The 25791-nt window shown below is 62.4% G+C and carries 19 protein-coding genes; 12 read left to right on the top strand and 7 right to left on the bottom strand.

The genetic code is table 11. The annotated features are described in order from the left end of the window. Window positions 1–283: 283 nt before the first annotated feature. Window positions 284–2884: a bifunctional aconitate hydratase 2/2-methylisocitrate dehydratase gene (gene acnB, locus T3A99_RS03585; RefSeq protein WP_047225746.1), complete on the top strand. Its 2601-nt coding sequence runs from the start codon at window positions 284–286 to the stop codon at window positions 2882–2884. Window positions 2885–3140: 256 nt separating this feature from the next. On the opposite strand, the gene T3A99_RS03580 is transcribed toward acnB, so the two are convergent. Further along, the gene (locus T3A99_RS03580) at window positions 3141–4421 is read right to left on the bottom strand and encodes a serine/threonine transporter (protein ID WP_076384405.1); all 1281 of its coding nucleotides are present in this window, start codon (window positions 4419–4421) and stop codon (window positions 3141–3143) included. Between the two features lie 401 nt (window positions 4422–4822). On the opposite strand from T3A99_RS03580, the gene T3A99_RS03575 reads away from it, so the two are divergent. Continuing rightward, a complete protein-coding gene (locus T3A99_RS03575) occupies window positions 4823–5776 on the top strand; it encodes a 2-hydroxyacid dehydrogenase (protein WP_322833947.1) in 954 nt (317 codons plus the stop codon). On the opposite strand, the gene tssA is transcribed toward T3A99_RS03575, so the two are convergent. The 5 genes from tssA to T3A99_RS03550 are packed head-to-tail and all read right to left on the bottom strand — an operon-like array spanning window position 5773 to window position 13301. Further along, window positions 5773–6861, bottom strand: coding sequence for a type VI secretion system protein TssA (gene tssA / locus T3A99_RS03570; RefSeq protein ID WP_160892242.1), 1089 nt, complete (start codon window positions 6859–6861; stop codon window positions 5773–5775). The genes T3A99_RS03575 and tssA overlap by 4 nt on opposite strands. Continuing rightward, window positions 6858–10679 (bottom strand): type VI secretion system protein, encoded by a 3822-nt coding sequence (locus T3A99_RS03565; protein WP_322833946.1) that lies wholly within the window; start codon window positions 10677–10679, stop codon window positions 6858–6860. Before T3A99_RS03565 ends, tssA begins: the two co-directional genes overlap by 4 nt. Continuing rightward, a complete protein-coding gene (locus T3A99_RS03560) occupies window positions 10676–11437 on the bottom strand; it encodes a DotU family type IV/VI secretion system protein (protein ID WP_107322346.1) in 762 nt (253 codons plus the stop codon). The genes T3A99_RS03565 and T3A99_RS03560 overlap by 4 nt, the downstream gene beginning before the upstream one ends. A gap of 18 nt (window positions 11438–11455) precedes the next feature. After that, complete coding sequence (gene tssK, locus T3A99_RS03555) at window positions 11456–12787, bottom strand: type VI secretion system baseplate subunit TssK (RefSeq protein WP_107322345.1); 1332 nt, start codon at window positions 12785–12787, stop codon at window positions 11456–11458. 52 nt (window positions 12788–12839) lie between these two features. Next, complete coding sequence (locus T3A99_RS03550; protein WP_047225739.1) at window positions 12840–13301, bottom strand: hypothetical protein; 462 nt, start codon at window positions 13299–13301, stop codon at window positions 12840–12842. A 223-nt stretch (window positions 13302–13524) separates the two neighbouring features. On the opposite strand from T3A99_RS03550, the gene tssB reads away from it, so the two are divergent. The 10 genes from tssB (at window position 13525) to T3A99_RS03500 (ending at window position 25147) form a co-directional block, all read left to right on the top strand. Beyond that, window positions 13525–14082, top strand: a complete 558-nt coding sequence (tssB, locus tag T3A99_RS03545) for a type VI secretion system contractile sheath small subunit (protein ID WP_047225738.1) — start codon at window positions 13525–13527, stop codon at window positions 14080–14082. Between the two features lie 30 nt (window positions 14083–14112). Then, window positions 14113–15594 carry a type VI secretion system contractile sheath large subunit gene (gene tssC, locus T3A99_RS03540; RefSeq protein WP_047225737.1) on the top strand — a complete coding sequence of 494 codons (1482 nt, stop codon included), beginning with the start codon at window positions 14113–14115 and terminating at the stop codon, window positions 15592–15594. Between the two features lie 207 nt (window positions 15595–15801). After that, window positions 15802–16299 carry an Hcp family type VI secretion system effector gene (locus T3A99_RS03535; RefSeq protein ID WP_047225736.1) on the top strand — a complete coding sequence of 166 codons (498 nt, stop codon included), beginning with the start codon at window positions 15802–15804 and terminating at the stop codon, window positions 16297–16299. Window positions 16300–16312: 13 nt separating this feature from the next. Further along, entirely contained in the window at window positions 16313–16756 is a 444-nt protein-coding gene (gene tssE / locus T3A99_RS03530) for a type VI secretion system baseplate subunit TssE (protein ID WP_047225735.1), read from the top strand. Then, window positions 16740–18530, top strand: coding sequence for a type VI secretion system baseplate subunit TssF (gene tssF / locus T3A99_RS03525; RefSeq protein WP_188250796.1), 1791 nt, complete (start codon window positions 16740–16742; stop codon window positions 18528–18530). The genes tssE and tssF overlap by 17 nt, the downstream gene beginning before the upstream one ends. Further along, entirely contained in the window at window positions 18494–19519 is a 1026-nt protein-coding gene (gene tssG, locus T3A99_RS03520; protein WP_188250795.1) for a type VI secretion system baseplate subunit TssG, read from the top strand. The genes tssF and tssG overlap by 37 nt, the downstream gene beginning before the upstream one ends. 1 nt (window position 19520) lies before the next feature. Continuing rightward, window positions 19521–22064, top strand: a complete 2544-nt coding sequence (gene tssH, locus T3A99_RS03515; protein WP_107322341.1) for a type VI secretion system ATPase TssH — start codon at window positions 19521–19523, stop codon at window positions 22062–22064. Between the two features lie 55 nt (window positions 22065–22119). Further along, window positions 22120–22563: a hypothetical protein gene (locus T3A99_RS03510; protein WP_047225731.1), complete on the top strand. Its 444-nt coding sequence runs from the start codon at window positions 22120–22122 to the stop codon at window positions 22561–22563. Window positions 22564–22581: 18 nt separating this feature from the next. After that, window positions 22582–24591 carry a type VI secretion system tip protein VgrG gene (tssI, locus tag T3A99_RS03505; protein WP_322833945.1) on the top strand — a complete coding sequence of 670 codons (2010 nt, stop codon included), beginning with the start codon at window positions 22582–22584 and terminating at the stop codon, window positions 24589–24591. 13 nt (window positions 24592–24604) lie between these two features. Continuing rightward, on the top strand, window positions 24605–25147 hold the full coding sequence (locus tag T3A99_RS03500; protein ID WP_322833944.1) for a toxin-antitoxin system YwqK family antitoxin: 543 nt from the start codon (window positions 24605–24607) through the stop codon (window positions 25145–25147). Window positions 25148–25291: 144 nt separating this feature from the next. Here T3A99_RS03500 and T3A99_RS03495 read toward each other — a convergent pair whose 3' ends face one another. Then, window positions 25292–25687, bottom strand: coding sequence for a DUF4280 domain-containing protein (locus T3A99_RS03495; protein WP_047225728.1), 396 nt, complete (start codon window positions 25685–25687; stop codon window positions 25292–25294). Between the last annotated feature and the right edge of the window lie 104 nt (window positions 25688–25791).

The raw sequence follows: 25791 nt of genomic DNA, 5'->3' as shown, positions 1-25791 counted from the left end.
TTTAAGGCGCCAATGTCCGTTAGAAGCTGTTTTCAAAGCGTCACGAGCACAGTCGTTCCTTCAGAGCGGTGTTGGCCGAGGGTCTTTCCAGCGGGGAAAGCCCAACGCCAACCCTCATCAGCTCCCCGTTCTGCAGGCGTAAAACTTTGAAAGCAGCTTCTGTGAGGAACTCGCGGAAACTCTGGCGTGGTGGCTCAAAAAGCCTCCGACGCGCATGAGTACCGTGGGTTTCTGGATGAGCGTCCCGGACACCCATTTGGGACCACTGATGAGGGTAATAACTGTGCTTGAAGCCTACCGCAAACATATCGAAGAGCGTGCAGCACTGGGTATCGTTCCCCAGCCGCTTAACGCCGAACAAACCGCAGGCCTGATCGAGCTGCTGAAGAATCCTCCGGCTGGCGAAGAAGCTTTCCTCGTTGACCTGATCACCAATCGCGTTCCGCCTGGAGTCGACGAAGCCGCCTACGTGAAGGCCGGTTTCCTGTCCGCCCTGGCCAAAGGCGAAGCCCAATCCCCTCTGCTGGACAAGAAGCGCGCCGTTGAACTGCTCGGCACCATGCAGGGCGGTTACAACATCGTGACCCTGGTGGACCTGCTGGACGACGCCGAACTGGCGCCCGTAGCCGCCGAAGAACTCAAGCACACCCTGCTGATGTTCGACGCCTTCCACGACGTGGCTGAAAAAGCCCGCAATGGCAACGTTCACGCCAAGGGCGTGCTGCAATCCTGGGCCGACGGCGAGTGGTTCAAGAACCGCCCCGTGCTGGCCGACAAGATCAGCCTTCGGGTGTTCAAGGTTACCGGCGAAACCAACACCGACGACCTCTCCCCGGCTCCTGACGCCTGGTCCCGCCCGGACATCCCACTGCACGCCCTGGCCATGCTGAAAATGGCCCGTGACGGTATCGTGCCGGATGAACAAGGCAAGACCGGCCCGATGAAGCAGATCGAAGAGATGCGCGGCCAGGGCTTCCCGATCGCCTACGTCGGTGACGTGGTCGGTACCGGTTCGTCGCGTAAATCAGCCACCAACTCGGTGCTGTGGTTCTTCGGTGACGACGTTCCTTACGTGCCGAACAAGCGCGCCGGTGGTTTCTGCTTCGGCAGCAAGATCGCCCCGATTTTCTACAACACCATGGAAGACGCCGGCGCCCTGCCGATCGAATTCGATGTGTCCAACATGCACATGGGCGACGTGATCGACCTGTACCCGCATGCTGGCAAAGTCTGCAAGCACGGCACTGATGAAGTCCTGGCCACCTTCGAAATGAAGACCCCGGTCCTGTTGGACGAAGTGCGTGCCGGCGGCCGTATCCCGCTGATCATCGGTCGCGGCCTGACCGAGAAGGCACGTGCCGAGCTAGGCCTGCCCGCTTCGGACCTGTTCAAGAAGCCGGAAGCCCCGGCCGAAAGCACCAAGGGTTTCACCCTGGCGCAGAAAATGGTCGGCAAGGCCTGCGGCGTGACCGGCGTTCGTCCGGGCACCTACTGCGAGCCGAAGATGACCACCGTCGGTTCCCAGGACACCACTGGCCCGATGACCCGTGACGAATTGAAAGACCTGGCGTGCCTGGGCTTCTCGACCGATCTGGTGATGCAGTCCTTCTGCCACACCGCGGCCTATCCAAAGCCGATCGACGTGACCACCCACCACACCCTGCCTGACTTCATCATGACCCGTGGCGGCGTGTCCCTGCGTCCGGGCGACGGCATCATCCACAGCTGGCTGAACCGCATGCTGCTGCCGGACACCGTCGGCACCGGTGGCGACTCCCACACCCGTTTCCCGATCGGTATCTCGTTCCCGGCCGGTTCTGGCCTGGTGGCGTTCGCCGCCGCCACTGGCGTCATGCCGCTGGACATGCCGGAATCGATCCTGGTTCGCTTCAAGGGCAAGCTGCAACCAGGCGTCACCCTGCGTGACCTGGTTCACGCCATCCCTTACTACGCGATCCAGAAAGGTCTGTTGACCGTCGAGAAGAAAGGCAAGAAGAACGCCTTCTCCGGCCGCATCCTGGAAATCGAAGGCCTTGAAACCCTGACCGTCGAGCAAGCGTTCGAACTGTCCGACGCCTCGGCCGAACGTTCGGCTGCCGGTTGCACCATCAAGCTGTCCAAGGAATCGATTGCCGAATACCTGCAATCGAACATCACCCTGCTGCGCTGGATGATCGGCGAAGGCTACGGCGATGCCCGCACCCTGGAGCGTCGTGCCCAGGCGATGGAAGCCTGGCTGGCCAACCCGGAACTGCTGGAAGCCGACAAGGACGCCGAATACGCCGAAGTCATCGAGATCGACCTGGCCGACGTCAAGGAGCCTGTGCTCTGCGCGCCGAACGACCCGGACGATGCCCGCCTGCTCTCCAGCGTCGCTGGGCAGAAGATCGACGAAGTGTTCATCGGTTCGTGCATGACCAACATCGGCCACTTCCGCGCTGCCGGTAAGTTGCTGGAACAGGTCAAGGGTCAGTTGCCAACCCGTCTGTGGCTCTCGCCGCCGACCAAGATGGACGCTCACCAGCTCACCGAAGAAGGCTACTACGGCATCTACGGCAAGGCCGGTGCACGGATGGAAATGCCAGGCTGCTCGCTGTGCATGGGTAACCAGGCACGCGTGGAACCGAACTCCACTGTGGTATCGACTTCGACCCGTAACTTCCCGAACCGTCTGGGCGACGGCGCGAATGTCTACCTGGCTTCGGCCGAACTGGCATCCGTGGCGTCTATCCTGGGTCGCCTGCCGACCGTCGAGGAGTACATGGAATACGCCGGCAAGATCGACAGCATGGCAGCGGACGTGTACCGCTACCTGAGCTTCGACCAGATCGCCGAGTTCCGTGAAGCGGCTGCCAATGCCAACATCCCGGTCGTTCAAGCCTAAGGCTTCAACGCTCGACTAAAAACGCCGCCCTTCTTGCGAGGGGCGGCGTTTTTTTATGCCTGTTTTCGATGCAACCTGAACTGACGCCATCGCGAGCAGGCTCGCTCCCACAGAGACTTGTGGTGAATGACGAATCTATGAACACCCAAGACTCCATGTGGGAGCGAGCCTGCTCGCGAAGACGGCAGCACATCCAACATCAATGCAAGCTGACCCACCGCTTTCGCGAGCGCGCTCGCTCCCACAGGGAATCCGGTCAGGATGTCAGGGAATAGACCAGCGCGGTAATTGCCACCACCCCTACCAGCGTCACGAACACATTGGACGCCTGGCCGCGGTAACGGGCCATGGCCGGGACCTTTTGGATGGCGTACATCGGCATCAGGAACAGGATCGCCGCGATTACCGGGCCGCCCAGGGTTTCGATCATGCCCAGGATGCTCGGGTTAAGGGTGGCGACGATCCAGCACACCACCAACATGAACGCTGCGGTCAGACGGTCCAGGGTCTTTGCCGCCGGACGTCGACCGCTCTTGACGATCAGGCCCTTGAGGCCTTCGCTGGCGCCAATGTAATGCCCCAGGAAGGACTTGGAGATCGCCACGAACGCAATCAATGGCGCGGCAAAAGCGATGGTCGGATTACTAAAGTGGTTGGCCAGGTACGACAGGATCGACAGATTCTGCGCCTTGGCCTCGGCCAGCTGCGACGGGGAAAGCGTCAAAACACAACTGAACACAAAGAACAGCACCATCACCACCATCAGCACATGGGCGCGCGAGAGGATCTGCGAGCTGCGCACTTCGGCGTTATCGCCATGGCGACGCTTCTGATCCACCGCAAACGCCGAGATGATCGGCGAATGGTTGAACGAGAACACCATCACCGGAATCGCCAGCCACAAGGTATGCAGCAGCGCCGAAGGTTCAGGCAGCGTGGACGCAGTGGTCAGGATGCCACCGTTCCAGTGCGGGATCAGAAACACCGCCAGGAACAGCAACGCTACGATAAACGGATAGACCATCAGGCTCATGGCCTTGACGATCGCCTGCTCCCCGCATCGCACCACTGCCAGCAAACCCAGGATCAACACCAGCGACAGCACCACCCGAGGTGGCGGCTGGATATGCAGTTGATGCTCCAGGAAGCTGCCCACCGTATTGGTCAGCGCCACGCTGTAGATCAGCAGAATCGGGAAAATTGCAAAGAAGTACAGCAACGTGATCAGTGCACCGGCCTTGATACCGAAATGCTCCTCCACCACGTCAGTGATGTCCGCGCCTTCACGGCCGGACAACACGAAACGGGTCAGGCCCCGATGGGCGTAGAACGTCATGGGAAAGGCTAGCAACGCCAGGATCAACAACGGCCAGAAACCGCCGAGGCCGGCGTTGATGGGCAAAAACAAAGTACCTGCACCGATGGCGGTGCCAAACAGGCCCAACATCCAAGTAGTGTCATGCCGCCCCCACTGGCTGAGCGTAGCTGGGGCTGTCGTTTCAAAGCGTTCTTCGACGCTAGTGGCCTGATCATTCATCCGGTCGGATCTCCGCATTCCGGTCACATGCACCCGACCAGGACGAGTCGGAAAACCCGACAGGCAGCGCCCTGGCCGAAACAGGGGCGCGATTGTCCGGGATTAACGAGCAGAAGCAAAGACTTAGCTGAGGAGCGGTTGTGAGGACGGTGCATCTGCGGCAAATAACGCCGGGGAATGAAGCCGCCGACCTATCGCCGTTTTGCGCCAACTCCTACACTCAGAACAGATGAAACAGTTACCAGCGCAGGATAAGCCATAATGCACAAAACCCTGTGGGAGCGAGCCTGCTCGCGATAGCGATGGAACAGCCAGCCATGGTATTTCCTGAGACACCGCTATCGCGAGCAGGCTCGCTCCCACAGGTTTTTCGTCAGTCCTATTGCCCACAGGAGCACAGCATGACCGCAACCGTTCTTGTACTGGTTGAAACCGTCAACGAATACCTGCCGATTCTTGAGCGTCAGGGCTATCACTTGGAGTTGGCGCCAACGCCTGCCGAGCGCAAGACGGCGATTTACGAACATGGAGAACGGTTCAGCGCGGTTCTGACCCGCGGTCCCCTGGGTTTGACGGCCGAGGAAATTGCCGCCCTGCCCAACCTGAAAATCATCTGCGTGATCGGCGCCGGCTACGAGCAGGTGGACCTGCAGGCCGCCCATCAGCGCGGCATCGTCGTGACCAATGGCGCCGGGGTCAACGCGTCGTCGGTTGCCGACCATGCCATGGCGCTGTTGCTGGCGCTCGTGCGCGACATCCCCCATTGCGATGCCGCCCTGCGACGGGGCGAATGGCCGAGGAGCGCGCGCCCTTCCCTGGCCGGTAAGCGGCTGGGCGTGTTGGGCCTTGGCGCGGTGGGCATGGCGATCGCCAAACGGGCCGCCCTGGGCTTTGACATGAGTGTCAGCTATCACAATCGCCGGGTACGCAACGACGTGCCCTACACCTTCTGCGCCACGCCCACGGAACTGGCGCGGGTCTCGGACTTCCTGATCGTCGCCACACCAGGCGGCCTGGATACCCGGCAGTTGATAAACAAGCAGAGCCTGGATGCGCTCGGTCCAAAAGGATTTCTGGTGAACGTCGCCAGGGCCAGCGTGGTTGCCACCGCCGACCTGATCAGCGCCCTGGAACAACGGCGAATTGCCGGAGCGGCCCTGGATGTGTTCGATCACGAGCCCGAAGTGCCGCAGACGCTGAAGAACCTGCCCAACGTCGTCCTCACACCCCACGTGGCAGGCCTGTCGCCGGAAGCCACCCGCGCTATGGTGGAGTTGGTGGGCCAGAACCTGACCGCGTTCTTTTCCGGCAAACCGGTACTGACGCCGGTGCGCTTGCCCGACGAGGAGCGTTAGAGAACGCCCAATAGCGTCCACACGCGCCGGGATTCGGCATCGGCACTGATCAGTTCGCCCAGCAGCTCGTTCAACGGTTTGTTGCCCCACTCCACGCCGCGCCGGATCAAATAGGGCACCGGACTGTGGGGTTCGGTGCGAGCCAGGTAGCCGGCGATGACCAGCAACTGGCGATAGGCTTCCTCGCGGCTGGCCGGCTCCTGAAAAGCCAGGGTTGCCGCGGCGCCCACCTGCGCTGGGGCGGTTTGCGGCGTCACCGGCGGTGGTGCTTGCGCCGGCACGACGGTGGGTTGCTGTGGGTTCATCGCAATGAACTCCTCTATCAATGTCAGCAAGGCCTGTATCACGTCCTGCAGGGAGGAATAGCCTGGGGCCTGATCGCCCAGGTAGGCATCACTCCAGGCTTCGAGCCGTTGCAGGTGCTGCAGGCTCAGCATCAGGCTGCCCTGGCGATGCAGCCAGAACGACAATGGCGTGGTGCGAATCAGTTCGCTAAGTTTTTTCTGGTCGTTGCGCGCCGCTTCCGCCGAGGCCTTGGCGTTTTTACTGTCGTTGACCAACACCTGCTGGCGCTGCAAGCGTTGCCAGTCGGCCAGGCAGAAACCGTCGAAATCAGGGTCCCGGCCATCGAACAAGGGCACCCGTGTCAGTAACACTTCGCTGTAGCGACGGGCCAGCCACTCCAGCGGAATGACCCGCCACGACGGGTCACCGTCATCGGCCCGGGGATACAGTTGCTCGGGGTAACGCTCACACAGACCCGCCACCAACGCCAGGCTGCCCGGCAGTCCTTCCAGCCCGGTCAGGTGTAACCAGGCCTCCCCCAGCCACGCGCTGATCATCAAATCCTTGCTGCGCTCGAGCAGCAACGCAGTGGCGAGTCTTTCCAGTTCCGGCCATTGGGCACGCTTGATCGACGATTGCCACACACCTGTGGGCAGGCTGGTGTCGTCCTCCCGGCGCAACTCGCGCAACTGGTCGAACTCCGGCTCGTAGCGCAGATCCTGGCCACAGGGCGATTCGGCGCTGATCGGCTCAAGCAACCGGGGGATGAGTTCGGGCAAAGGGGATATCGGCAAACTCACAAGCCCTCCTCGCGGGTTGCGATGGCGGTGCTCGATGAGGTCGCCATGAAAGGTGAACGGGGGGCCTGGGTCGGCAGCGGCGCAATCGACAGCGGCAGCTTCGAACCCTGGCTCATCAGCGACAAACGCAGGAACATCTGGGTCTGTTGCGCCGTGGTCGCCTGGGTCTGGGCCGTCACGGGCAGTTGCAGGGTCAGCGGGAAGTCGGTGTAGTCGGCGTTCGGCTGGCGCTGGCTCGACACCAGTGAGCGCATCAGGCGCAGCAACGCCCACGGCCCCTGATACTCCCAGCCGGCTTCCAGATCGCGCACCACCAGGTCGGGTTGCAAGGGGTCGTTGGCCGGACGCTGGTAACCGTTACGGGCCCAGCGCAGGGTCAAACTCACCGGTTGCCCGACCATCCAGCGCAGGTTCTGCCCGGTTTCACCTGGGTAACTGATCTGTTGGTTGCCGGCGTTCAGCCCCCAGGCGATCACCTGATCCGCGCCGCGTTCCTGCTCGCGATCGGTTCGCCAGCGCACGTCCATTTCCACGCCGAGCAAGCCACTCTTGTCCCGCACGAACAGCGGCCCGAGCCAGGCACCGGCCTGTTTCAAACGGTTGAGAAAATCCTCCGCCGCCAATCGCTCCGGCGTCCGGCTCAACGCCAGTCCGGCCTGTGCCTGAGGCAGCCGCGTGTCGATCAGCTCCAGCAGGCGCTGGACCCGCGCCGGGTCGGCATCGCTGGCCCGCACGTCCTGGGAAAACGGAAAGCGCCCGGCCAGGTACTGATTGAAATAATTGGACAGGTCATTCCAGGCGGTCGCCGCCTGGTTCTGTTGTAGATACAGGCAGCGCTGCAAGGCACTTTGTTGCAGCGTAACGGTGCGCACGGCCAGGTCGCCACGTCCGCCGGGCAGGCTGGACGTTTGCAGTATTTGCGCGCAGGACGTGGTGTCCATTTCGATGAAATCGCGGCTTACCAATTGCTCCAGTTGGGCAGCCGCACTGGCCGGGTTCTGGTTCTTGTATTTGAGCAGTTCGTCGTTGAGCGCCATGAACCGGGCGACCTGATCATGCTCCAGGGCCGACAGGTTGTCCTGCTGGACAATCAGCCATTCCAGCGCGGGCATGCGCTGCTCGGCGATCTGTAGCATGGCGCCGAACTGCTGGTTGAGGTTCAGCTTCAAGTCCTGAGGATCAGTGGCGCCGTACAACTGCAAGCCGAAGTTCTTCGAGCCGTCCCAGCGTTGGACATCGGCACGTTGAGTGAACAGTGGCTGGGCGTCGATTTCGTTCAGGCCGCTCTGGATCTGCGCCAACGCGCGGCGGTTGAGCAGGCGCTGAAAACGAATCGCCAGATCGCTGCGCTTCACATCCATGAAAGCTTTTTGCAGGGCAACGGCCTGGGAGGTCTGCACATTGAAACTCATGCCCGGTAGCGGTTGCTCGCTGTCATCCAGACTCAGCCACATGGCCCGCGCCGCCGCGCTTTCAGCAGCCTCCATCAGCGCCCCACGATAATCCGGCGGGATGCGCGGCAGTTCTTCATTGGCGTAGCTCTGGTAGCTGGCGAAGTAGTTCAAGGCAACGCTGAAATCGTCGCTGTCACCCCGGCCCATCGAGTCGGCGTTACTGTCCGACGGCGCCTTCTGCATGGCCAATGCCACGAAGTCACGCTTGAACAGCGCTTGTACCGCGCCGTCCAGCGCCGTGACATGCTCCTGCAACACCAGCAAACCGCTGCCCTGCTGGACCAACAGATTGTCCCTGGAACCGGTCTGGACGATCCACTGGTCGCGAAAGCTCTGCTGCAATTTTGCCGCCTGGCTCTGCAGATCCTGCTCAAGATCCGGCCCCAGCAGCGTGCTGTGGCCCACCTTGTCCATCAACTGGGTGTAACCGGGCACCAGGTCCTGCCCCTTACCGCGGCCCCAGGCCGAGTTGGTCAGGCTGACGAGCCTTTGCAGGTCATCGACCAACGCCATCAGCTCTTCGAGTTCGCTCAAGGAGTTGCCGCCGCCGGCCTCAAGCCGTTGTAGATGCAGCTTCAGGTAACCGGCCTGACGCACGAAGTTGTCCGCCAGAAAGTAATGATCCAGCCAGCGCTGCATCAGGCCCATGAAGTTATCGGCAATCACGGGGCGCGCGGCGTTCAGGTCCAGGCCTTTCAAATCGCTATTCTGGGCATCGAACAGCACCCGATTGTAAAAACGCGCCCGGCTCAAGGTCCCGGTGTTGAGGTTCAACGACAGGGCGTTGTTGCTCAGTTGCACCAGCTCGTCCAACGGTGCCTTGGGGTTGTTCACCGCCTGGCTGAACATCTGGTTGTGCTGTTCCAGGCGCACCGCACGCTCAACCAGGTCCTTGGCTTTCACGTAACTTTGCCATTGCGCCGGATCTTCGCTTTCCACGTTGCCGCGCCGCTCGGTATTGCGGATGCCCTTGAGTTGTTCGAGGTCCGAGACCAGCAGGTCACGCAGCGGCAATATCCAATGATGGCGGGCGGTCATGCGCAAGCCGTTGTCCAGTTGTACGTCCACGGCGGAGAACCAGGAAGTCGGAAACACCACCGAGACGAAACGCCAGCGCGGGGCTTTTTCCAGCACGTTCCAGTAGTTCTGCACGTTGTGCCGAGTCGGCTCCAGTTGCGGCTTGTCGGGGTCGACCACGACATGGTTTTTGTGCGCGCTGAGGACCAACCGCGACAAGCCCTCGGCTTGCTCGACCGAATCGTGCCAGACCCAGACCATGCTCCCCAGCCAGACCACGCCGACCACCAGCGCCACCCCACCGCCCAGCCGATGCCAACGCTGGCGCAAGCGCAGCAGGCGTGGCACCGGCTGGGCCAGGCCCCGCTCGGCCACCAGCCGGCGCGACCACAATTGTCGAGCGAACACCGTCTGGCGCAAAACGCTGTCGCTGGCGGTCAACCCATCGCCGGTGACGGCCGGCGCCTGGCTGGCGGTGAAATACACGCCACGAAAGCGCGGTGCCTCGCCTTGCGCGTTGCCCTGGAAAACCGGTTCCAGCAGCAGCTGCATGGCGCGCCGCAACCCTTCGAAACGCTCCGGCAACCCATACAGATCGCTGCTCAACTGCCCCGACAGCGCGCCGATTTCGATGATCGACTGGGACAATGCGGCGTTGACCTGATCCAGCGCCTGATCGCTCCATTGCGATTGCCACGCCGCCTCGGGCGAATATGGCGACGACCAGCCCAGCGTCGATTCCCGCGCCTGGGCGGGCAAGGCGCTGACCAGTTCCTGGAACCCCGGCAGTTCTTCCATCCCGGTGATCACCACGTACACCGGCAAGCTCAGACCGAACCGTTGCAAGAGGTCGATGAAACAGCGCCGGACCTTGAGACTCAGCTCGGTCGTCTGCTCGATGTCATCGAGCTTGCCGAACGGCACAGTCCAGATCACCGCATCCAGCGGCCGTCTGCTGCGCAGGCGCAGAATCAATCCCAACAGGCGCCACCAGTTGCCCCGCTGCATGTTCATGCCCTCATCGGGCAAAAACAGCGCCTGGGGCACCACCAGCACCGCGCCTTCGGCATCCGACCACCAGCGGCCGAACCACGCCGCCTTGTCTGTCGGCTGCAAACGCCACTGGGCGCACAACTGCGCGCCATCGGCCTCGTTGCCCAGCATCAACAACCAGGGCATCTGATAGCGGTCCTGAGTGCCTTGCTCCTGCTCCATGTGGCGCACCGCGCCATAGAAGCTGCGGATAGCCGCGCCGCCCTGGGTGCGCAGCCACCAGATCGCCGCCGCAATCAGCAGCACCGCGACAATGGCGAGCAACACCAGGGCGACGATGCTCAAGAGGCTCATGAGTCCTGCTCCTGAACCACCGACTCGTTCAGTTGCAGCACCGGTTCAAGCTCTGATTGGATGTCACGCCAGAACACCTGCCCCAACCCGGTCAGCAGCAACACCATCGCCAGGATCACCAGGCCCAGGCGCAAACCGTCCGGCAACGACTGTTGAACCGGGACACGTATCGGTGTGGCCGCCGCAGACATCGCCAGGCGCTGGCTGACATCGACATAATCGGGCTCGTGCTGCCAGGCGAACGTGAACAGCGCCACCCGCCATTTTTCGTGCTGGACCTGACCGGGCTCGCCCCGCAATCGGCCCTGAAAACCGAGAATCAGACACTGCAGGTACACGTTGGCCAGGTCCCGGGTGCCGGGCATCTGCTCATCGAGCAGTTTCTTGATAGCGGCCGGCAACCGTTCGCCGGCCTGACGGCTGGAGTACATGCGCGATTCGAGGGGATGCTGCTGCCAGGCCAGTTGTCCCGGCCATGGGGTGAACAGCAAGGTCTCGTCCACCAGCGCCACGAAGGCGTAGACCAATGCCTTGACCTGCTCGGTGGCCGCATCGCCCACGGTGGCAAAGGCAACCCGCCACAACCGCTGGGCGCTTCGACCGGAAAACTCCACCACCCGGCTGACCAATACCGCGGGGTCGCTGTCCTTGGGCAAGTCCTGCCAGTCCTGGGACCACTTCAGCCAAGCCTGACGAAACGCACTGCTCAGCGGTGCCTCATGCAGACTCCGAACCGCCCCGCCACTTCCGTCAGGCATACGACTCCCCTTTTACGATCAGGCGCTTTCACCGGCTTGCGCCACAAACAACACCACTTGCCACGGACTGCTGGCCTGATGCGAGGCCGGCGCTACGATGTGCAACGGCAATTGCCCATCGAACCATTGCCCACTGGCGGCCACCACGAACAACCGGGTGTCGTCACCCACGCTGTAGGCCACCTGTTCGTTGCGGCTCATGGCCTGATGGGGCAGACCGCTCATGCGTTGGCGACTCAACAACGGGATGTGCGGCGCCGACGCGATGATCGCCCCGCGCAACCACTCGGCGGCGGCTTGCTCACTGGCGCCGTTGGGCATACGCAGGCCGATCACCAGGCGCTGGTTCGGCTGGTCGTCGGGCAACTGGATCGAGAACACCTGGTCATCGCGCTCGAAGGCCAGGCTGCGATAACCGGCGCGGACCAGCTCCAGGGTGTTTTCCAACCAGTCCAGCAGCGGCTCATAGCCGCGTTGCAACTCAAGAAAATCCAATGGCGCAAAGGCCGGGACACCGGCCAGCGGATCGAGCGCCGACCAGCTACCAGCCAGCCCCAACAGCAGACCATGCAATGCCTGGGGCGTCGCCACCCGGGTGTTCAGCGCGCCTTCGACTTCCGGCAAACGCGCCCACAACGCAGTCAATTGACGGCGAATCTCCATGGCATCGTCCTGGTTACCGGCCGCCTGGGCCTGACGCAGGCGCCCGGCCAGGAACAGGCATTTCTCCCGGGCCCTGGCACACAGCCCGGCCACTCGCCGACCAAGAATCGATTCCGGCAACAGGATCGGCGTCGGCGGTGTGTAGGCCACCCGCAGGAAACCGCCGCCCTCCTTGCGGATGCGCAACAGCGGCAGGCAGATCGAGTCGGCCTTGCTCAGTTGTGTGCACAGCCGAGGGTTCGGCCGCCACACCGTGATGGACTCGGGGAACTCGCCGCTGGTGAGGTCCGGCAAGGCGTCACCCACTACCGATTGCAGCCGGCCCTTGAGCGGCAGCAATTGCCCGGCGCGCCAGAGCGGACTGATGGCCAGGTACACGGTCACCGTCGCGTCGTCGGTCTTGTTCACCGCTTCGGTGATGTCCAGCTCCAGGGTCGGCCCGACCCCGGCCTGCACGTTGACCGGCAACCCGTCCGGCAAGGTGCCCTGCAGCTGCAACAGCCGGACCTGGCCGGCGCTGAGGGCCGAAGGGTCGACCTCCAACTGGCTGACACCCCAGAACCAGGGGTTGCAGGCGCCGGCAAAATGCGCGGCCAGGGCTTCAGCGCGCAGGCCTTGCAATTGGAAGTGCTGGGGCAGCAACTGCATGCCCTCGTGCCAGCAAACCGCGTCAGGTAACAGACTCATACGACTCCCTTCGACATCCCAATGACGCCGCCCCAGGGCGGCCCGCGGTCACTCAAGGCTGACTGGCAAGCTGGCCATCGTTCACCAGGGTCATCTCACGACTTTCGAACTTCAGCCAAGCCTGGCGCTGATCGTCCAGCCGAAGCCGGTGGGCTCCGGGAGTGTTATAGCTGGCGAAGACCAAAAGTCCAGCGGCGCGCCTGCCCTCCAGAGGGAAGGGTTGGCGGTCGATGAATTGCCCCGGCACCAGCTCCAGCCCCCACACCGACATGAGTTGACGATAGTCGCGCTGGAACTGTTCGCGCTCGGCAAACCACTGGCGTGCGCTGATTCCCGACAGCTGCTTGAGCAGATCCGGGTCGTTCACGGCGACAAAATCCACTGCGATGGGTGTGTCGTCATTGGCTCGGGGCGCGACGTCCAGGGTCAGGCTGTCGAGGTCGACACTGGGAGCAAACAGCGAACAACCGGTGAGCGCGACGCTCAAAAAAAATCCGGAAAAAAGAACACGCAAAATGAATCTTCCTTTTCTCAGCGGTCAAAAATTGTTTTTGCTTGCATTTTTATAGACCTGTTCTAGCGTCTTGGGTAGTTCGACCCACACAGTCGAATGCACCAGGTTCGTCAAGGGAATGACAGGTCTACTGCCCTCCATTTGCAACCTGCGGATCAGCAAGGGAATGCGATGAGCGGGCCCCCCGATGCATTGCTCCCTACATGCATCGGAGTCGGCCGCCATGGCAGAAAGTACCCAGCACAAGCTCGACAGAGTTCGTCCTCCCCGCGTCCAGATCACCTATGACGTGGAAATCGGCAATGCCATCGAAAAGAAAGAATTGCCACTGGTGGTCGGCATTCTGGCCGACCTCTCGGGCAAACCACTGGACCCGCTGCCCAAGCTCAACGAGCGGCGCTTCACCGAAATCGATCGCGACAATTTCAACGAGGTACTGGCCTCCATCTCCCCTCGCGCCACGCTCCAGGTGAATAACACCCTCAGCGGTGACGACAGCAAGCTCAACATCGAACTCAACTTCCGCCACATCGACGACTTCGACCCGGTCAAGGTTGTGGAGCAGGTCACGCCCCTGCGCCGGCTGTTCGAAGCCCGCCAGCGGCTGCGGGACCTGCTGACCAAGCTTGATGGCAACGACGACCTGGACAAGCTGCTGCGCGACGTGATCGCCAACACCGAAGGCCTGCAAGAGATCAAGTCAGCCCGCCCTCAGGATGCGCAAGACCTGCCGACCGAAGCCGCCAACGATGACCCAGCCCCGGCCGAACCACAGGCCTGATCGCGCTCATTACTCAAGGGAGATAAAGCCATGCCTGCTTCATCCAGCGCTCAAACCAGCGAGAGCACGACCCAGACCCTGTCCCTGCTGGACAAGATCATCGCCGAAGGCCGCATGGCCCACGACGACAGCCAGCAGGACTACGCCCGCGACATGCTGGCCGAATTCGCCACCCAGGTCCTCGACGAAGGCATGGCCATCGACAAGGACACCGTGGCCATGATCAACGACCGCATCAGCCAGATCGATCAGTTGATCAGCGCCCAGCTCAACGAAGTGCTGCACCACCCCGAACTGCAAAAACTCGAAGCCTCCTGGCGCGGCCTGCATCTGCTGGTGCAAAACACTGAAACCAGCACGCGACTTAAACTGCGCTTGCTCAACGTGACCCAGAAAGAACTGCAGAACGATCTGGAAAAAGCCGTCGAGTTCGACCAGAGCGCGCTGTTCAAGAAGATCTACGAGGAAGAATACGGCACCTTCGGCGGGCATCCGTTCAGCCTGCTGGTGGGCGACTACACGTTTGGACGCCACCCCCAGGACATCGGCCTGCTGGAAAAACTGTCGAACGTCGCCGCCGCCGCGCACGCGCCGTTCATTGCCGCCGCCAGCCCCCGGTTGTTCGACATGACCAGCTTCACCGAGCTGGCCGTGCCCCGTGACCTGTCGAAGATTTTCGAAAGCCAGGAGCTGATCAAGTGGCGCTCGTTCCGCGAAAGCGAAGATTCGCGCTACGTGTCCCTGGTGCTGCCGCACTTTCTGCTGCGCCTGCCCTACGGCCCGGACACACTGCCGGTGGAAGGCATCAACTACGTCGAGGACGTCAACGGCACCGACCACAGTAAATACCTGTGGGGCAACGCCGCCTGGGCGCTGTCGCAACGCATCACCGAAGCCTTCGCCAAATATGGCTGGTGCGCGGCGATTCGCGGGGCCGAAGGCGGTGGCGCGGTAGCAGGCCTGCCGGCCCATACCTTCCGCACCAGCTCCGGGGACCTGTCGCTCAAATGCCCGACCGAAGTGGCGATCACCGACCGGCGCGAAAAAGAACTCAACGACCTGGGCTTCATTTCCCTGTGCCACAAGAAAAACAGTGACGTGGCCGTGTTCTTCGGCGGCCAGACCACCAACAAGGCCAAGCTCTACAACACCAACGAGGCCAACGCCAACGCGCGAATCTCGGCGATGTTGCCGTATGTGCTCGCCGCCTCGCGTTTCGCCCATTACCTGAAGGTCATCATGCGCGACAAGGTCGGCAGCTTCATGACCCGCGACAACGTGCAGACCTACCTCAATAACTGGATCGCCGACTACGTGCTGATCAACGACAACGCGCCGCAAGAGATCAAGGCGCAGTACCCGTTGCGCGAAGCGCGGGTGGACGTCACGGAGGTGGCGGGCAAGCCAGGGGCCTACAAGGCTACGGTGTTCCTGCGGCCGCACTTCCAGCTGGAGGAGCTGACTGCTTCGATCCGCCTGGTGGCGACCCTGCCGCCGCCGGTAGCGGCCTGACGGCCGAAACCTCTGGCGAGGAGCTTGTGGCGAGGGGATTTATCCCCGCTGGGCTGCGCAGCAGCCCCCTAAGCGGTTCACTTAGGGTGGTCAGATTTAGGGCCGCTTCGCGCTCCAGCGGGGATAAATCCCCTCGCCACAGGTTCGGCGTTCGTTTTTAACGGTATTGGGCACCCCCAATCTCGTCTTATTCAGGAGTTCCACACAATGGATGCGATCATTCTCGACCTCGGCGGCGACATCAAGGGCGACAGCCTGCTTGAGGGTTTCACGGACAAAATCGAAGTCATGTCCTACAGCCACAACGTGGCGATGCAAGTCACCAATGACGTCAGCAACTCGGAACGTACGTCCGGCAGGCCCCACATCGGCGAATTCACCCTGACCAAATTCGTCGACAGTTCTACCCCCACCCTCAACGAATATTGCTGCGCCGGTAAACCGATCCCCGAAGCCATCATCACCATCGGTCGCAACGCCGCCGAAGGCAGCGGCCAGATCATGCCGTTCATCGTCTACACCCTGACCAACGTCGTGCTGTCCAACGTCAGCGTCAGTGGCGGTACGGGCGGCAAACCGGTGGAAACCCTGTCGCTGAACTTCACCAAGATCAAATGGGAACTCACCGCGCAGAAAGACGACGGCACCAAGGAAGGCACGGCGGGCACAACGTGGGACCTGGCGGCCAACAAGATGACCAAGTAAGGAAGCCGCGCCCATGGCTGGTTTCGGGCTTCGCCCTCCTCTGTTCGAACGCCTGGCCAGCCCGGCGCAAGACCCTGAGCGGGCGTTCGACCGGCAGGCGCTGCAGGACTCGGTTCATGCCGAACTGCTGCGCCTGTTCAACACCCGACGCGGCCCGAAGGCGCTGACCGAACCGCCGAGCATCCTGGATTACGGCATCGCTGACTGGACGGCGCTACAACAGCAGCGCAGCGATGACCGTCGCCAACTGACCCGCGAGATCCGTCAAGCCATCAACCACTTCGAACCACGCCTGCGATTGGGCGAGGTCCAGGTCAACCCTGTGCCGGGTCATCCCCAGCAACTGAACATACGGCTATTGGGCGAGTTGCGCGGCGACCAGCACTCATGGCCCGTGGCATTTGTCATCGAGCCCGCCGGCGACGGCCTTGAGGTACGACATGAGCGACTCGATTGACCCGCAACTGCTGGATTATTACCAGCGTGAACTGACCTGGCTGCGGCATGCCGGAAGCCTGTTCGCCGAACGTTACCCCAAGGTCGCCAGGCGTCTGGAGCTGTCTCCCGGCGAATGCCCGGACCCGCATGTCGAGCGACTGCTGGAGGGCTTCGCACTGCTGGCCGCCCGCTTGCAGCGAAGACTGGACGACGACTACGCCGAGTTCAGCGATGCCTTGCTCGAACAGCTTTACCCTCTGGCCCTGCGTCCTCTGCCGTCCTGCGCCATCGTGCAGTTCGAGCCCGACCCGAGCAAAGGCAACCTCAATGAAGGCTACCCCCTGCCCCGGGACACGCCCTTGTTCGTCACCACCGACAAGGGGCAGAGCATTCATTTTCGCACCACGGCCGCCGTGCGCCTGTGGCCGATCGAAGTCAGTGAAGCGTTGCTGCTGGGCAGCGATGAGGCTCAGGCGCTGACGGGGGTGGTGCAGGCGCGTTCCGCCTTGCGCCTGAACCTGCGTTGCCTGGGGGAAAGCCAATGGTCGACGCTGGGGATCGATTCTCTGCGGGTGCACCTGGCAGCCTCACCAATGATCAACGCCTGGCTGTATGACCTGCTCGGCGCCCATGCCGTGAAGGTCCTGGCCGGCCCACCGGGCAGCGTGCCGGAACCCCTGACCGGCCTGCCGGAGATCGTCGGTTTCGCCAGTGATCAAGCCTTGCTGCCGGACGAGGACGGGGTGCATCCCGGCATGCGCCTGCTGGCGGAGTACTTTGCCTTCCCCGACAAATTCGGCTTTTTCGACCTGCCACTGGCCGGAGCGTCCAGCGACAGCCAAGCGTTGTACCTGTACATCGTGTTCGACCGCGCGCCCGTCAGCCGCCTTCCGCTCCAGGCCAGCGACATCGCCCTGGGCTGCGCGCCAGTGATCAACCTGTTCCCCAGGACGTCCGAGCCGCTACGCCCGGACGGCACCCGCAGCGAATACCGCCTGGTGGCCGACAGTCATCGAGAGAACAGCGTCGAGATCCACAGCATCCGCGGCATGCGCGCGACGTCGAGCCAGGGGGTGCGCAAAGTGCCGGCCTATTACGGCAGCCAGCACGGCAACGACCAGGCCTATTACTGGCATGCGCGGCGAGTCAGCGGCATGAGCCCCAATCGCCTGGGCACCGATTTGATGGTCAGCCTGGTGGACACTCAGTTCGACCCGCTGGCTGACACGCGGGACTACAGCCTCACCGCCGAGTTGCTGTGCACCAACCGCCATCTGGCCCAGAGCCTGCCGTCCGGCACCGCGCTGGGTTTTGAGCGTCCCGGGCCTGTGGCCTGGGCTCGTCTGCGCAACCCGCCCAGCCCGCAAAGCCTGCCACGCCTGGATGGCGAATCGCGCTGGAGACTGGTGTCGCAATTGACCCTCAACCACCTGTCGCTGGTGGAAGGTCCCCAGGCTCTCGACGCGCTGCGGGAAATTCTCGAATTGCACAATCTGCGGGACGAGGCCAGCGCCCGGCGACAGATCGCCGGGGTGCTGGAACTGGCTTGTGACCGGGTCATCGCCCATGTCGGCGAAGACGCCTGGCGCGGGTGGCGCAACGGGTTGCAAGTAAGCCTGCAACTGGACCCGCAACACTTCGTCGGCAGCAGTGCCGTGCTGTTCTCCGGGGTGCTGGCGCAGTTCTTTTCCCTCTATGCCACCGCCAATCGTTTCGTGCGCACCGTACTCGTTCAGTCGGACAGGGAGGTGAAAACATGGCAACCCCAAGCCGGCAAACCCCTGACGCTCTGAACCTTAGCGAACGTTTGCGGCGCGACCCGCATCGTTTCGAATGGCTTCAGGCATTGCTGGTGCTGGAGCGCGAACAGCCCCAGGCCGAAACCCTGGGCAGCGGCACCGCGCCCCACGCCGAAGCCCTGCGCCTGCGGGGACCGCTGACACCGCTGTTCGCCGCCAGTGAAGTCGAAAGCCTGAAGCAGGAGCCCGGCACGGCACCCATCCTGACCACGCCGATCTTTGGCCTCGGCGGCCCCGACGGCCCCTTGCCCTACGCCTATCAGGAATGGCTGCAACAACGGGCACGGGCGCGCGATCATGCGCCGGCGGAGTTTCTCGACCTGTTCCAGCATCGTCTGCTCAGCCTGCTCTACAAAGTGATGCGCAAACACCGCATCGCCCTGGGTTTTACCGCACCGGCGGCGTCTGCCGTGCAGGCGCAATTGCGTGCATTGACCGGCCTGCTGCCCAAGGCGTTGCAAGAACGCCAGGCCGCGCCCGATGCGGGCGTGCTGGCGTGTACCGCACTGTACGCCGATGGCCGGCGCTCCCTGGCCGGGTTTGCGGCCATCGTGCGCGAACAGTTCGGGCTGCCGGTGGAACTGACCGCCTACAAAGGTGGCTGGCGCGAAATTCCCCCCGCCAGCCGCAGCCGCTTGCAGCCCGGCGGGCGCAACTTGCGCTTGGGCCACAGCGCGGTCGCCGGCACTCGGGTCTGGGACGAACATGCCGGCGTGCGCCTGACCCTCGGCCCGCTGACCGCAGTTCAGGCCAGTGCATTGCTGCCCACCGGCGAGACCCATCCGTTACTCGCCAGCCTTTACGCCTTGTACTTCGGTCCCGATCTGGATTGCAGTCTGGTGCTGCTGATCCGTGGCGCCGGGCCACTGCAACTGGTTCGCCAGGCGCCGCCGCGATTGAGCTGGAACGGTGGCCTGCAACGCCAGCCGAACCTTGCCGTACAACGGATCGAAACTCGCCTTCGTCAGCCGGAGATCGCCTGAAATGGAACTGGCCAGCCTGATCGGACGCCTCAACCCGGACAACCGTCGCGCCCTGGAACGCGCCGCGCAACGCTGCCTGCAACGCAGCCATCACTATGTGGAAATCGAGCACCTGCTGCTGGAACTGCTGGACATCGAAGGCGGTGACTTTGCCTGTCTGTTGCCGCGCTTTGGCCTGGAGCGCGACGCGGTGGCGGCAGAAATCAACAAGGCCCTGGAGCTGTTCAAATCCGGCAGTACCCGCACGCCGGCCCTGTCGACGCAAACCATCGGCCTGCTGGAAGATGCTGTGGTGCAGGCCAGCGTGCTGGGCCTGGACAGCATTCGTTCCGGCTTGTTGTTGCTGGCACTGCTGGACCGTGATGAGCGTCGCAGCCTGTTGCTCAACAGTGCCTCGTCGCTGCTGCGCATTCCCCGGGAGGCCTTGCGCGCCCATCTGTTGGAATGGACCGAAAGCTCGCGGGAACATGTCGGCGGCGTGCGCCCGGTAAAACCCGGTGAGGCACCACCGAAACAGGACCCGGTGCTCGACCAATACACCCAGGACCTGACCGCCGACGCTCGGGACGGACGCATCGATCCCATCGTCGGACGCGACGGTGAGATTCGTCAGTGCATCGATATCCTGCTCAGACGTCGGCAGAACAACCCGATCCTGGTGGGCGCGCCGGGCGTCGGCAAAACCGCCGTGGTGGAAGGGCTGGCCCTGCGCATTGCCGCAGGCGACGTGCCACCGTCGTTGCAGGAGGTCACTTTGCGCGTGCTGGATCTGGGCCTGTTGCAGGCCGGCGCGGGCGTCAAGGGCGAGTTCGAACAGCGTCTCAAAGGCGTGATTGACGCTGTACGCAGCGCTGAAAAACCGATCATTCTGTTTATCGACGAAGCCCATACCCTGATCGGTGCCGGCGGCGCTGAAGGTGGCAGCGACGCGGCCAACCTGCTCAAACCGGCCCTGGCCCGGGGTGAACTGCGCACCCTGGCCGCCACCACCTGGCTGGAATACAAAAAATACTTCGAGAAAGACCCGGCCCTCGCCCGTCGCTTCCAACTGGTGCAGGTCGAAGAACCGGACGAACTCACCGCCGTGGAAATGCTCCGTGGCGTAGCGACCAAACTGGAACAACATCACGGCGTACACGTGCTGGATGCGGCCATTCAGGAGGCGGTGAAACTGTCCCACCGCTACATTTCCGGGCGACAGTTGCCGGACAAAGCCATCAGCGTGCTCGACACCGCCTGCGCGCGGGTCGCCCTCGGCCAACACGATGTGCCGCCGCCCCTGGAAAGCCTGCGCCACCGCCAGAACAGCCTCAAGGACGAAGTCGAACGCTTGCGCCGTGAGCAGGCCACCGGGCTGGATCACCGCGAGCGCATCACCCTGCTGGAAACCGAGTCGAGCGGCAACGTGCAGGCCATCCGCGAGCTGGAGACCCGCTGGGGTGAAGAGCGCGAAGCGGTGCGCGAACTGCTCGACACCCGCCGCGAGCTGCTGGCCTTGAGCGAGCGCGCCGACGGTGAAAAGCCCGACACCGAGATCGATAACCGCATCGACCACCTGGCTGCCGAACTGCTGCGTCTGGAGGCCGGCCTGGATGCCATTCGCCAGGACGATCCGCTGGTACCCGAACAGGTGGACAGCAAGACCGTCGCCGCCGTGATCGCCGGCTGGACCGGCATCCCGGTAGGCAAGATGCTCGCCGACGAAGCCCACGCCGTGCGCACCCTCGGTCAGCGCATGGGCCTGCGGGTGATGGGCCAGGACACCGCGTTGAACACCATCGCTCAGCGCCTGCAAGCCTACCGCGCCGGCCTGACCGATCCGCAGAAGCCGGTCGGCGTATTCCTGCTGGTGGGCCCCACCGGCGTGGGCAAGACCGAAACCGCCTACGCCCTGGCCGATGCCTTGTATGGCGGCGAACGCAACCTGATCAGCATCAACCTTTCGGAATACCAGGAAGCCCACACCGTCAGCCAACTCAAAGGCGCCCCGCCCGGCTATGTCGGCTACGGCAGCGGCGGTGTGCTCACCGAAGCGGTGCGGCGCAAACCCTACTCGGTGGTGTTGCTGGATGAAATCGAAAAGGCCCACCCGGATGTGCTCGAGGCCTTCTACAACGTCTTCGACAAAGGCCTGATGGAAGACGGCACCGGCCTGGTGGTGGACTTCAAGAACACGGTGATGCTCGCCACCAGCAACGTCGGCGCCGAACTGCTACTGGACACGCCAGCCGCGCAACTGGGCAGCGACGCGTTCAACGAAGCCTTGCATAAAGTCTTGCTGCAAGCGTTTCGCCCCGCATTCCTGGCGCGCATGACGGTGGTGGCGTATCGGCCGCTGGAGGAGGCGACGCTGGAAGCCATTGTCCTGGCCAAGCTGGAGAAACTGCGTGGGCGGTATAAGGCCGCGACCGGCAAGCAGTTCGAGTTCGACGCAGGGATCGTCAAGGCCGTGTTGGCCAAGTGCAGCGCGGCAGGAGCAAGGGATGTGGAGAATGTGTTGATGACGCAGGTGACGGGGAAGTTGGCGGAGTGGGTGTTGGAGTGACAAACCGTCGTGGTTCATCGCCTGTTAAGACTTTCTGAGTTGGACCGGAGCCCTTATGAAGTTCTATCACTACACCACCCAGTCAGCGGCCAAATCCATCACTGATAATCAAATCGGCACCCCTGCCGTCCGGGAGTGGAAATGCACGATGAATCAACCTCAAAAGTGGGCCTGGTTCAAAAAGCAGCATGAAGAAGGTTTCTATTTAACGACCATACCGCCGTCTGAAATACGAGAGAAAAAAGAGAAACTCGGCATTAGCAAACTGTCAGAAGTCTATGTTTTGTATTTCAACCTCGCATGGATAAAACCAAAACAGATGAAGAAAGTGGATGATTACGTAAATAGCGGATTCATCAAGATTAAAAAAGTTGGCGAGCCTGACAAAATTTGCGCTCAACGCATTGGGGTCAATACCAATCAACTGGACAATGTTCCTTTCCCGGTTGAGTCGTGTTTATGGGCAGGCCCGGTCGAAGGATTTCCTGACGATATTTAAAGGCGCTGAGGACAATCAATGCCCCGCTCCACCGACAGCAACACCACCCTCTCCCTCACCGCGGCCACGCTGTCGGCGCTGTATCCGGAATCGCTGTCCGGCGAAGAGAGCCTCAATGCGTTGGGCTCGCACATCCTCAACGGCATCAACGACGGCCCTTCGCTGACCCTCACCAGCGCTGTCGCCAGCCATGTCACCATGACGCTGCACAAGGACGCCTTGTTGCGCCCGCTGGATTTTCTGGTCGCGGAGATCCGCCAGCTCCCCGCCGACGCCACCGCCGAACGCTATCAACTTTTATTGCGCCCGTGGCTTTGGTGGCTGACCCTGGCGAGCAACAATCGGGTGTTTCAGAACCTCGCCACCTCGGACATCGTCACCACGATTTTCAAGGCCCATGGTTTCACCGATTTCCAGCTCAAACTCACCGGCAGCTACACACCACGCGAATACTGTGTGCAATACGGCGAAACCGATCTGGCCTTTGTTTCGCGCTTGATGGAAGAAGACGGGATTTTCTGGTTTTTCAGCCACGAACAAGGCACGCACACGCTGGTGCTGGCTGACAACAATGATGCGTTCTTGCCGATCCCCAATGGCCCGACGGTGAATTATCTCGGGCAGAAAATAGGTGATCGGGAACTGCATGGCATCCGCTCAGGCCAGGTGTGCCTGCAAGCGGTGGCCGGGGTCTACCAGGCAACCGACTACCAATTCACCACGCCAACGACTTCGCTCTACAGCCAGGCCGAAGCCGTCGCCGGGCCGAGTTCGATATACGAGCATCCGGGCGGCTATGACGCCAAGGGCCAGGGCGATGCGTTGACCAAACAGCGGGTGGATGGCCTGCGCAGTCAGGAGAAGCGGTTTGTCGGCGAAAGCGACTGCCGTTGGCTGGTGCCGGGGTATTGGTTCACCCTCGCCGGCCATGAAGACTCGACGCTGAATATCGATTGGGTGGTGACCTCGGTCAGCCACGAAGCCAGCCACGATAGCTACCGAAACCGCTTCGAGGCGATTCCCAAGGCCACGACTTATCGACCGCCCCGCACCACGCAAAAACCACGCATGCACACCCAGACGGCACTGGTGGTGGGCAAGGCCGGTGAAGAAATCTGGACCGACGAATACGGGCGGATCAAGTTGCAGTTCCCCTGGGACCGCACCGGCAAGAACGACGAGAGTTCATCCTGCTGGGTTCGTGTGGTTTTGCCCTGGAGCGGCAAGGGGTTTGGCATGCAGTTCGTGCCGCGCATCGGCCAGGAGGTCATCGTCACCTTCATCGACGGCGACCCCGACCGGCCGCTGGTGACCGGTTGTGTCTACAACGGCGACAACGCCCTGCCCTACGCGCTGCCGGCCAACCAGACCCAGTCCGGGATCAAGACCAACTCGTCCAAGGGCGGCGGCGGTTTCAACGAATTACGCTTCGAGGACAAGAAGGACGCCGAGGAGGTTTTTCTCCAGGCCCAGAAAGACTTCAACATCAACGTGCTCAACGACACCACCGCCACGGTCGGTCACGATGAAACCCTCACAGTGCAGAACGCGCGCACCCGCACGGTCAAGGAAGGCGACGAAACCGTCACCCTGGAAAAGGGCAAACGCAGCGTGACCATCCAGACCGGCAGCGACAGCCTCGATGTGAAGGACACCCGCACCGTGACCGTGGGTTCGGACCAGAACCACAGCACCGGGGGCAACTACGCGCACAAGGTCACCGGTAACTATGAACTGACGGTGGACGGCAACCTGAACATCAAGGTCAGTGGCACCCTGACCCTGCAAAGCGGCGGCAGTTTCGCGATCAAGAGCGGTGCTGACCTGGCGGCCCAGGCCAGCACGTCCATCAGCCAAAAGGCTGGAACCGCCCTGAGCAACCAGGCCGGTACGTCATTGGAAAACAAGGCCGGCACCACCCTGACCAACGACGCCGGCATCAGCCTGGTGAACAAGGCCGCCGCCGAACAGACCGTGGACGGCGGCGGCATGCTGACCATCAAGGGCGGCCTGGTGAAGGTCAACTGACGGGAGCGCGCCGATGACCTCGAAAAAACTCGACGTGGAGCGTGGCGACAGTCACCTGAGCGGGCAACTGGTCGACGGCCACCTCGACGGCCCGCTGCAGATTGAGGAGGCCCAGCGCCCGCAAGCGAAACTCAACTATCAGCACGGTGAGCTGCAAGGCACCAGCACGCTGTATCACCCCAACGGTAAAGTCTCGGCGGTGTTGCCCTTCGTCAAAGGCAAACTGCAGGGCGTGGCAAGCTTCTACGCCGCCGAAGGCGGGCTGCAGCGCCAGGCCACTTATCGGCGGGGGTTGCTGCACGGTGAAGCGAACAACTATTTCCCCGATGGGCAACTGGCCGAGTCCGAGTTCTATCGTGACGGTGTGCGTGACGGTCGTTATCGACGCATGCACCCCAATGGCAACCCCGCCGTCGACGCCCGCTACCTCAACGGCCAACTGCTGGAACCGGCACACGCTTATGCCGAAGACGGCCGACCACTGGACGCCGAGGGCAAGCCGATTTCCAGAGTGCGCTGGTGGTTCAGGCGCTGGAGTGATCCGGCACAAGCATAATTATTATCTTTCCCCTTACCCATGTGGGAGCGAGCCTGCTCGCGATGACGGTGGTACAGCCAACATCTCCACCAACTGAACCGCCGCTATCGCGAGCAAGCTCGCTCCCACAGGAAATCATCCCTACCTGTAGGTCCGAACCAATCAAGGAATGAGCATCTGCACCTGCCCCGGCACGACGATCTTGATCACCCCGGCCCAGGTACACATCAGGGTACTGTTGGCATCGATGGCCGGCATGTTGCCCAGCAGCAAGGTCGGCGGGCCGCCGGGGATCCAGGGCGTTGCGGTGGCAGGAATGCACGGCATCGGTGTCAGCACGCCCAATGCCGCGGCAGTCGCAGCGGCGACGGTCGGGTTAGCCAGGCTTTGACACATGCCGAAGGTGGTGATGTTCACCAGGGGAATGTGATCCATGATATTCGCCGCCGGCATCCCGCCGGTCAGCAGCCGATTGACCGGCAGCACATTGAGCACCGCCGGGGCGGCGCCGAAACTGCATTGCAAGGTTGCGGTGCCACAGACTTGCGGGCATCCCATCGCGATGGCTCCCTGAAAAGCGACAGACGCTGAAACCATAGCTCATCCACCCGGCATCAGGCCCGCTGATTATCCTGCAACACGCTAACCTATAAGACCCTGGC

It is taken from the genome of Pseudomonas sp. N-137, from assembly GCF_034555295.1.
Taxonomy (GTDB): domain Bacteria; phylum Pseudomonadota; class Gammaproteobacteria; order Pseudomonadales; family Pseudomonadaceae; genus Aquipseudomonas; species Aquipseudomonas rhizophila.
Note: the sequence above shows the minus strand (reverse complement) of the source record. Positions and strands in the feature narration are given on the sequence as shown.

Excerpts from the sequence above, each read along its gene's own strand:
- T3A99_RS03510 (WP_047225731.1), top strand. The coding sequence starts at position 22,120 with ATGAAGTTCTATCACTACACCACCCAGTCAGCGGCCAAATCCATCACT.
- tssC (WP_047225737.1), top strand. The coding sequence starts at position 14,113 with ATGCCTGCTTCATCCAGCGCTCAAACCAGCGAGAGCACGACCCAGACC.
- tssK (WP_107322345.1), bottom strand. The coding sequence starts at position 12,787 with ATGAGTCTGTTACCTGACGCGGTTTGCTGGCACGAGGGCATGCAGTTG.
- tssI (WP_322833945.1), top strand. The coding sequence starts at position 22,582 with ATGCCCCGCTCCACCGACAGCAACACCACCCTCTCCCTCACCGCGGCC.
- T3A99_RS03500 (WP_322833944.1), top strand. The coding sequence starts at position 24,605 with ATGACCTCGAAAAAACTCGACGTGGAGCGTGGCGACAGTCACCTGAGC.
- T3A99_RS03495 (WP_047225728.1), bottom strand. The coding sequence starts at position 25,687 with ATGGGATGCCCGCAAGTCTGTGGCACCGCAACCTTGCAATGCAGTTTC.
- T3A99_RS03580 (WP_076384405.1), bottom strand. The coding sequence starts at position 4,421 with ATGAATGATCAGGCCACTAGCGTCGAAGAACGCTTTGAAACGACAGCC.
- T3A99_RS03535 (WP_047225736.1), top strand. The coding sequence starts at position 15,802 with ATGGATGCGATCATTCTCGACCTCGGCGGCGACATCAAGGGCGACAGC.
- tssH (WP_107322341.1), top strand. The coding sequence starts at position 19,521 with ATGGAACTGGCCAGCCTGATCGGACGCCTCAACCCGGACAACCGTCGC.
- tssB (WP_047225738.1), top strand. The coding sequence starts at position 13,525 with ATGGCAGAAAGTACCCAGCACAAGCTCGACAGAGTTCGTCCTCCCCGC.
- T3A99_RS03560 (WP_107322346.1), bottom strand. The coding sequence starts at position 11,437 with ATGCCTGACGGAAGTGGCGGGGCGGTTCGGAGTCTGCATGAGGCACCG.
- tssG (WP_188250795.1), top strand. The coding sequence starts at position 18,494 with ATGGCAACCCCAAGCCGGCAAACCCCTGACGCTCTGAACCTTAGCGAA.
- T3A99_RS03565 (WP_322833946.1), bottom strand. The coding sequence starts at position 10,679 with ATGAGCCTCTTGAGCATCGTCGCCCTGGTGTTGCTCGCCATTGTCGCG.
- tssF (WP_188250796.1), top strand. The coding sequence starts at position 16,740 with ATGAGCGACTCGATTGACCCGCAACTGCTGGATTATTACCAGCGTGAA.
- T3A99_RS03575 (WP_322833947.1), top strand. The coding sequence starts at position 4,823 with ATGACCGCAACCGTTCTTGTACTGGTTGAAACCGTCAACGAATACCTG.
- tssE (WP_047225735.1), top strand. The coding sequence starts at position 16,313 with ATGGCTGGTTTCGGGCTTCGCCCTCCTCTGTTCGAACGCCTGGCCAGC.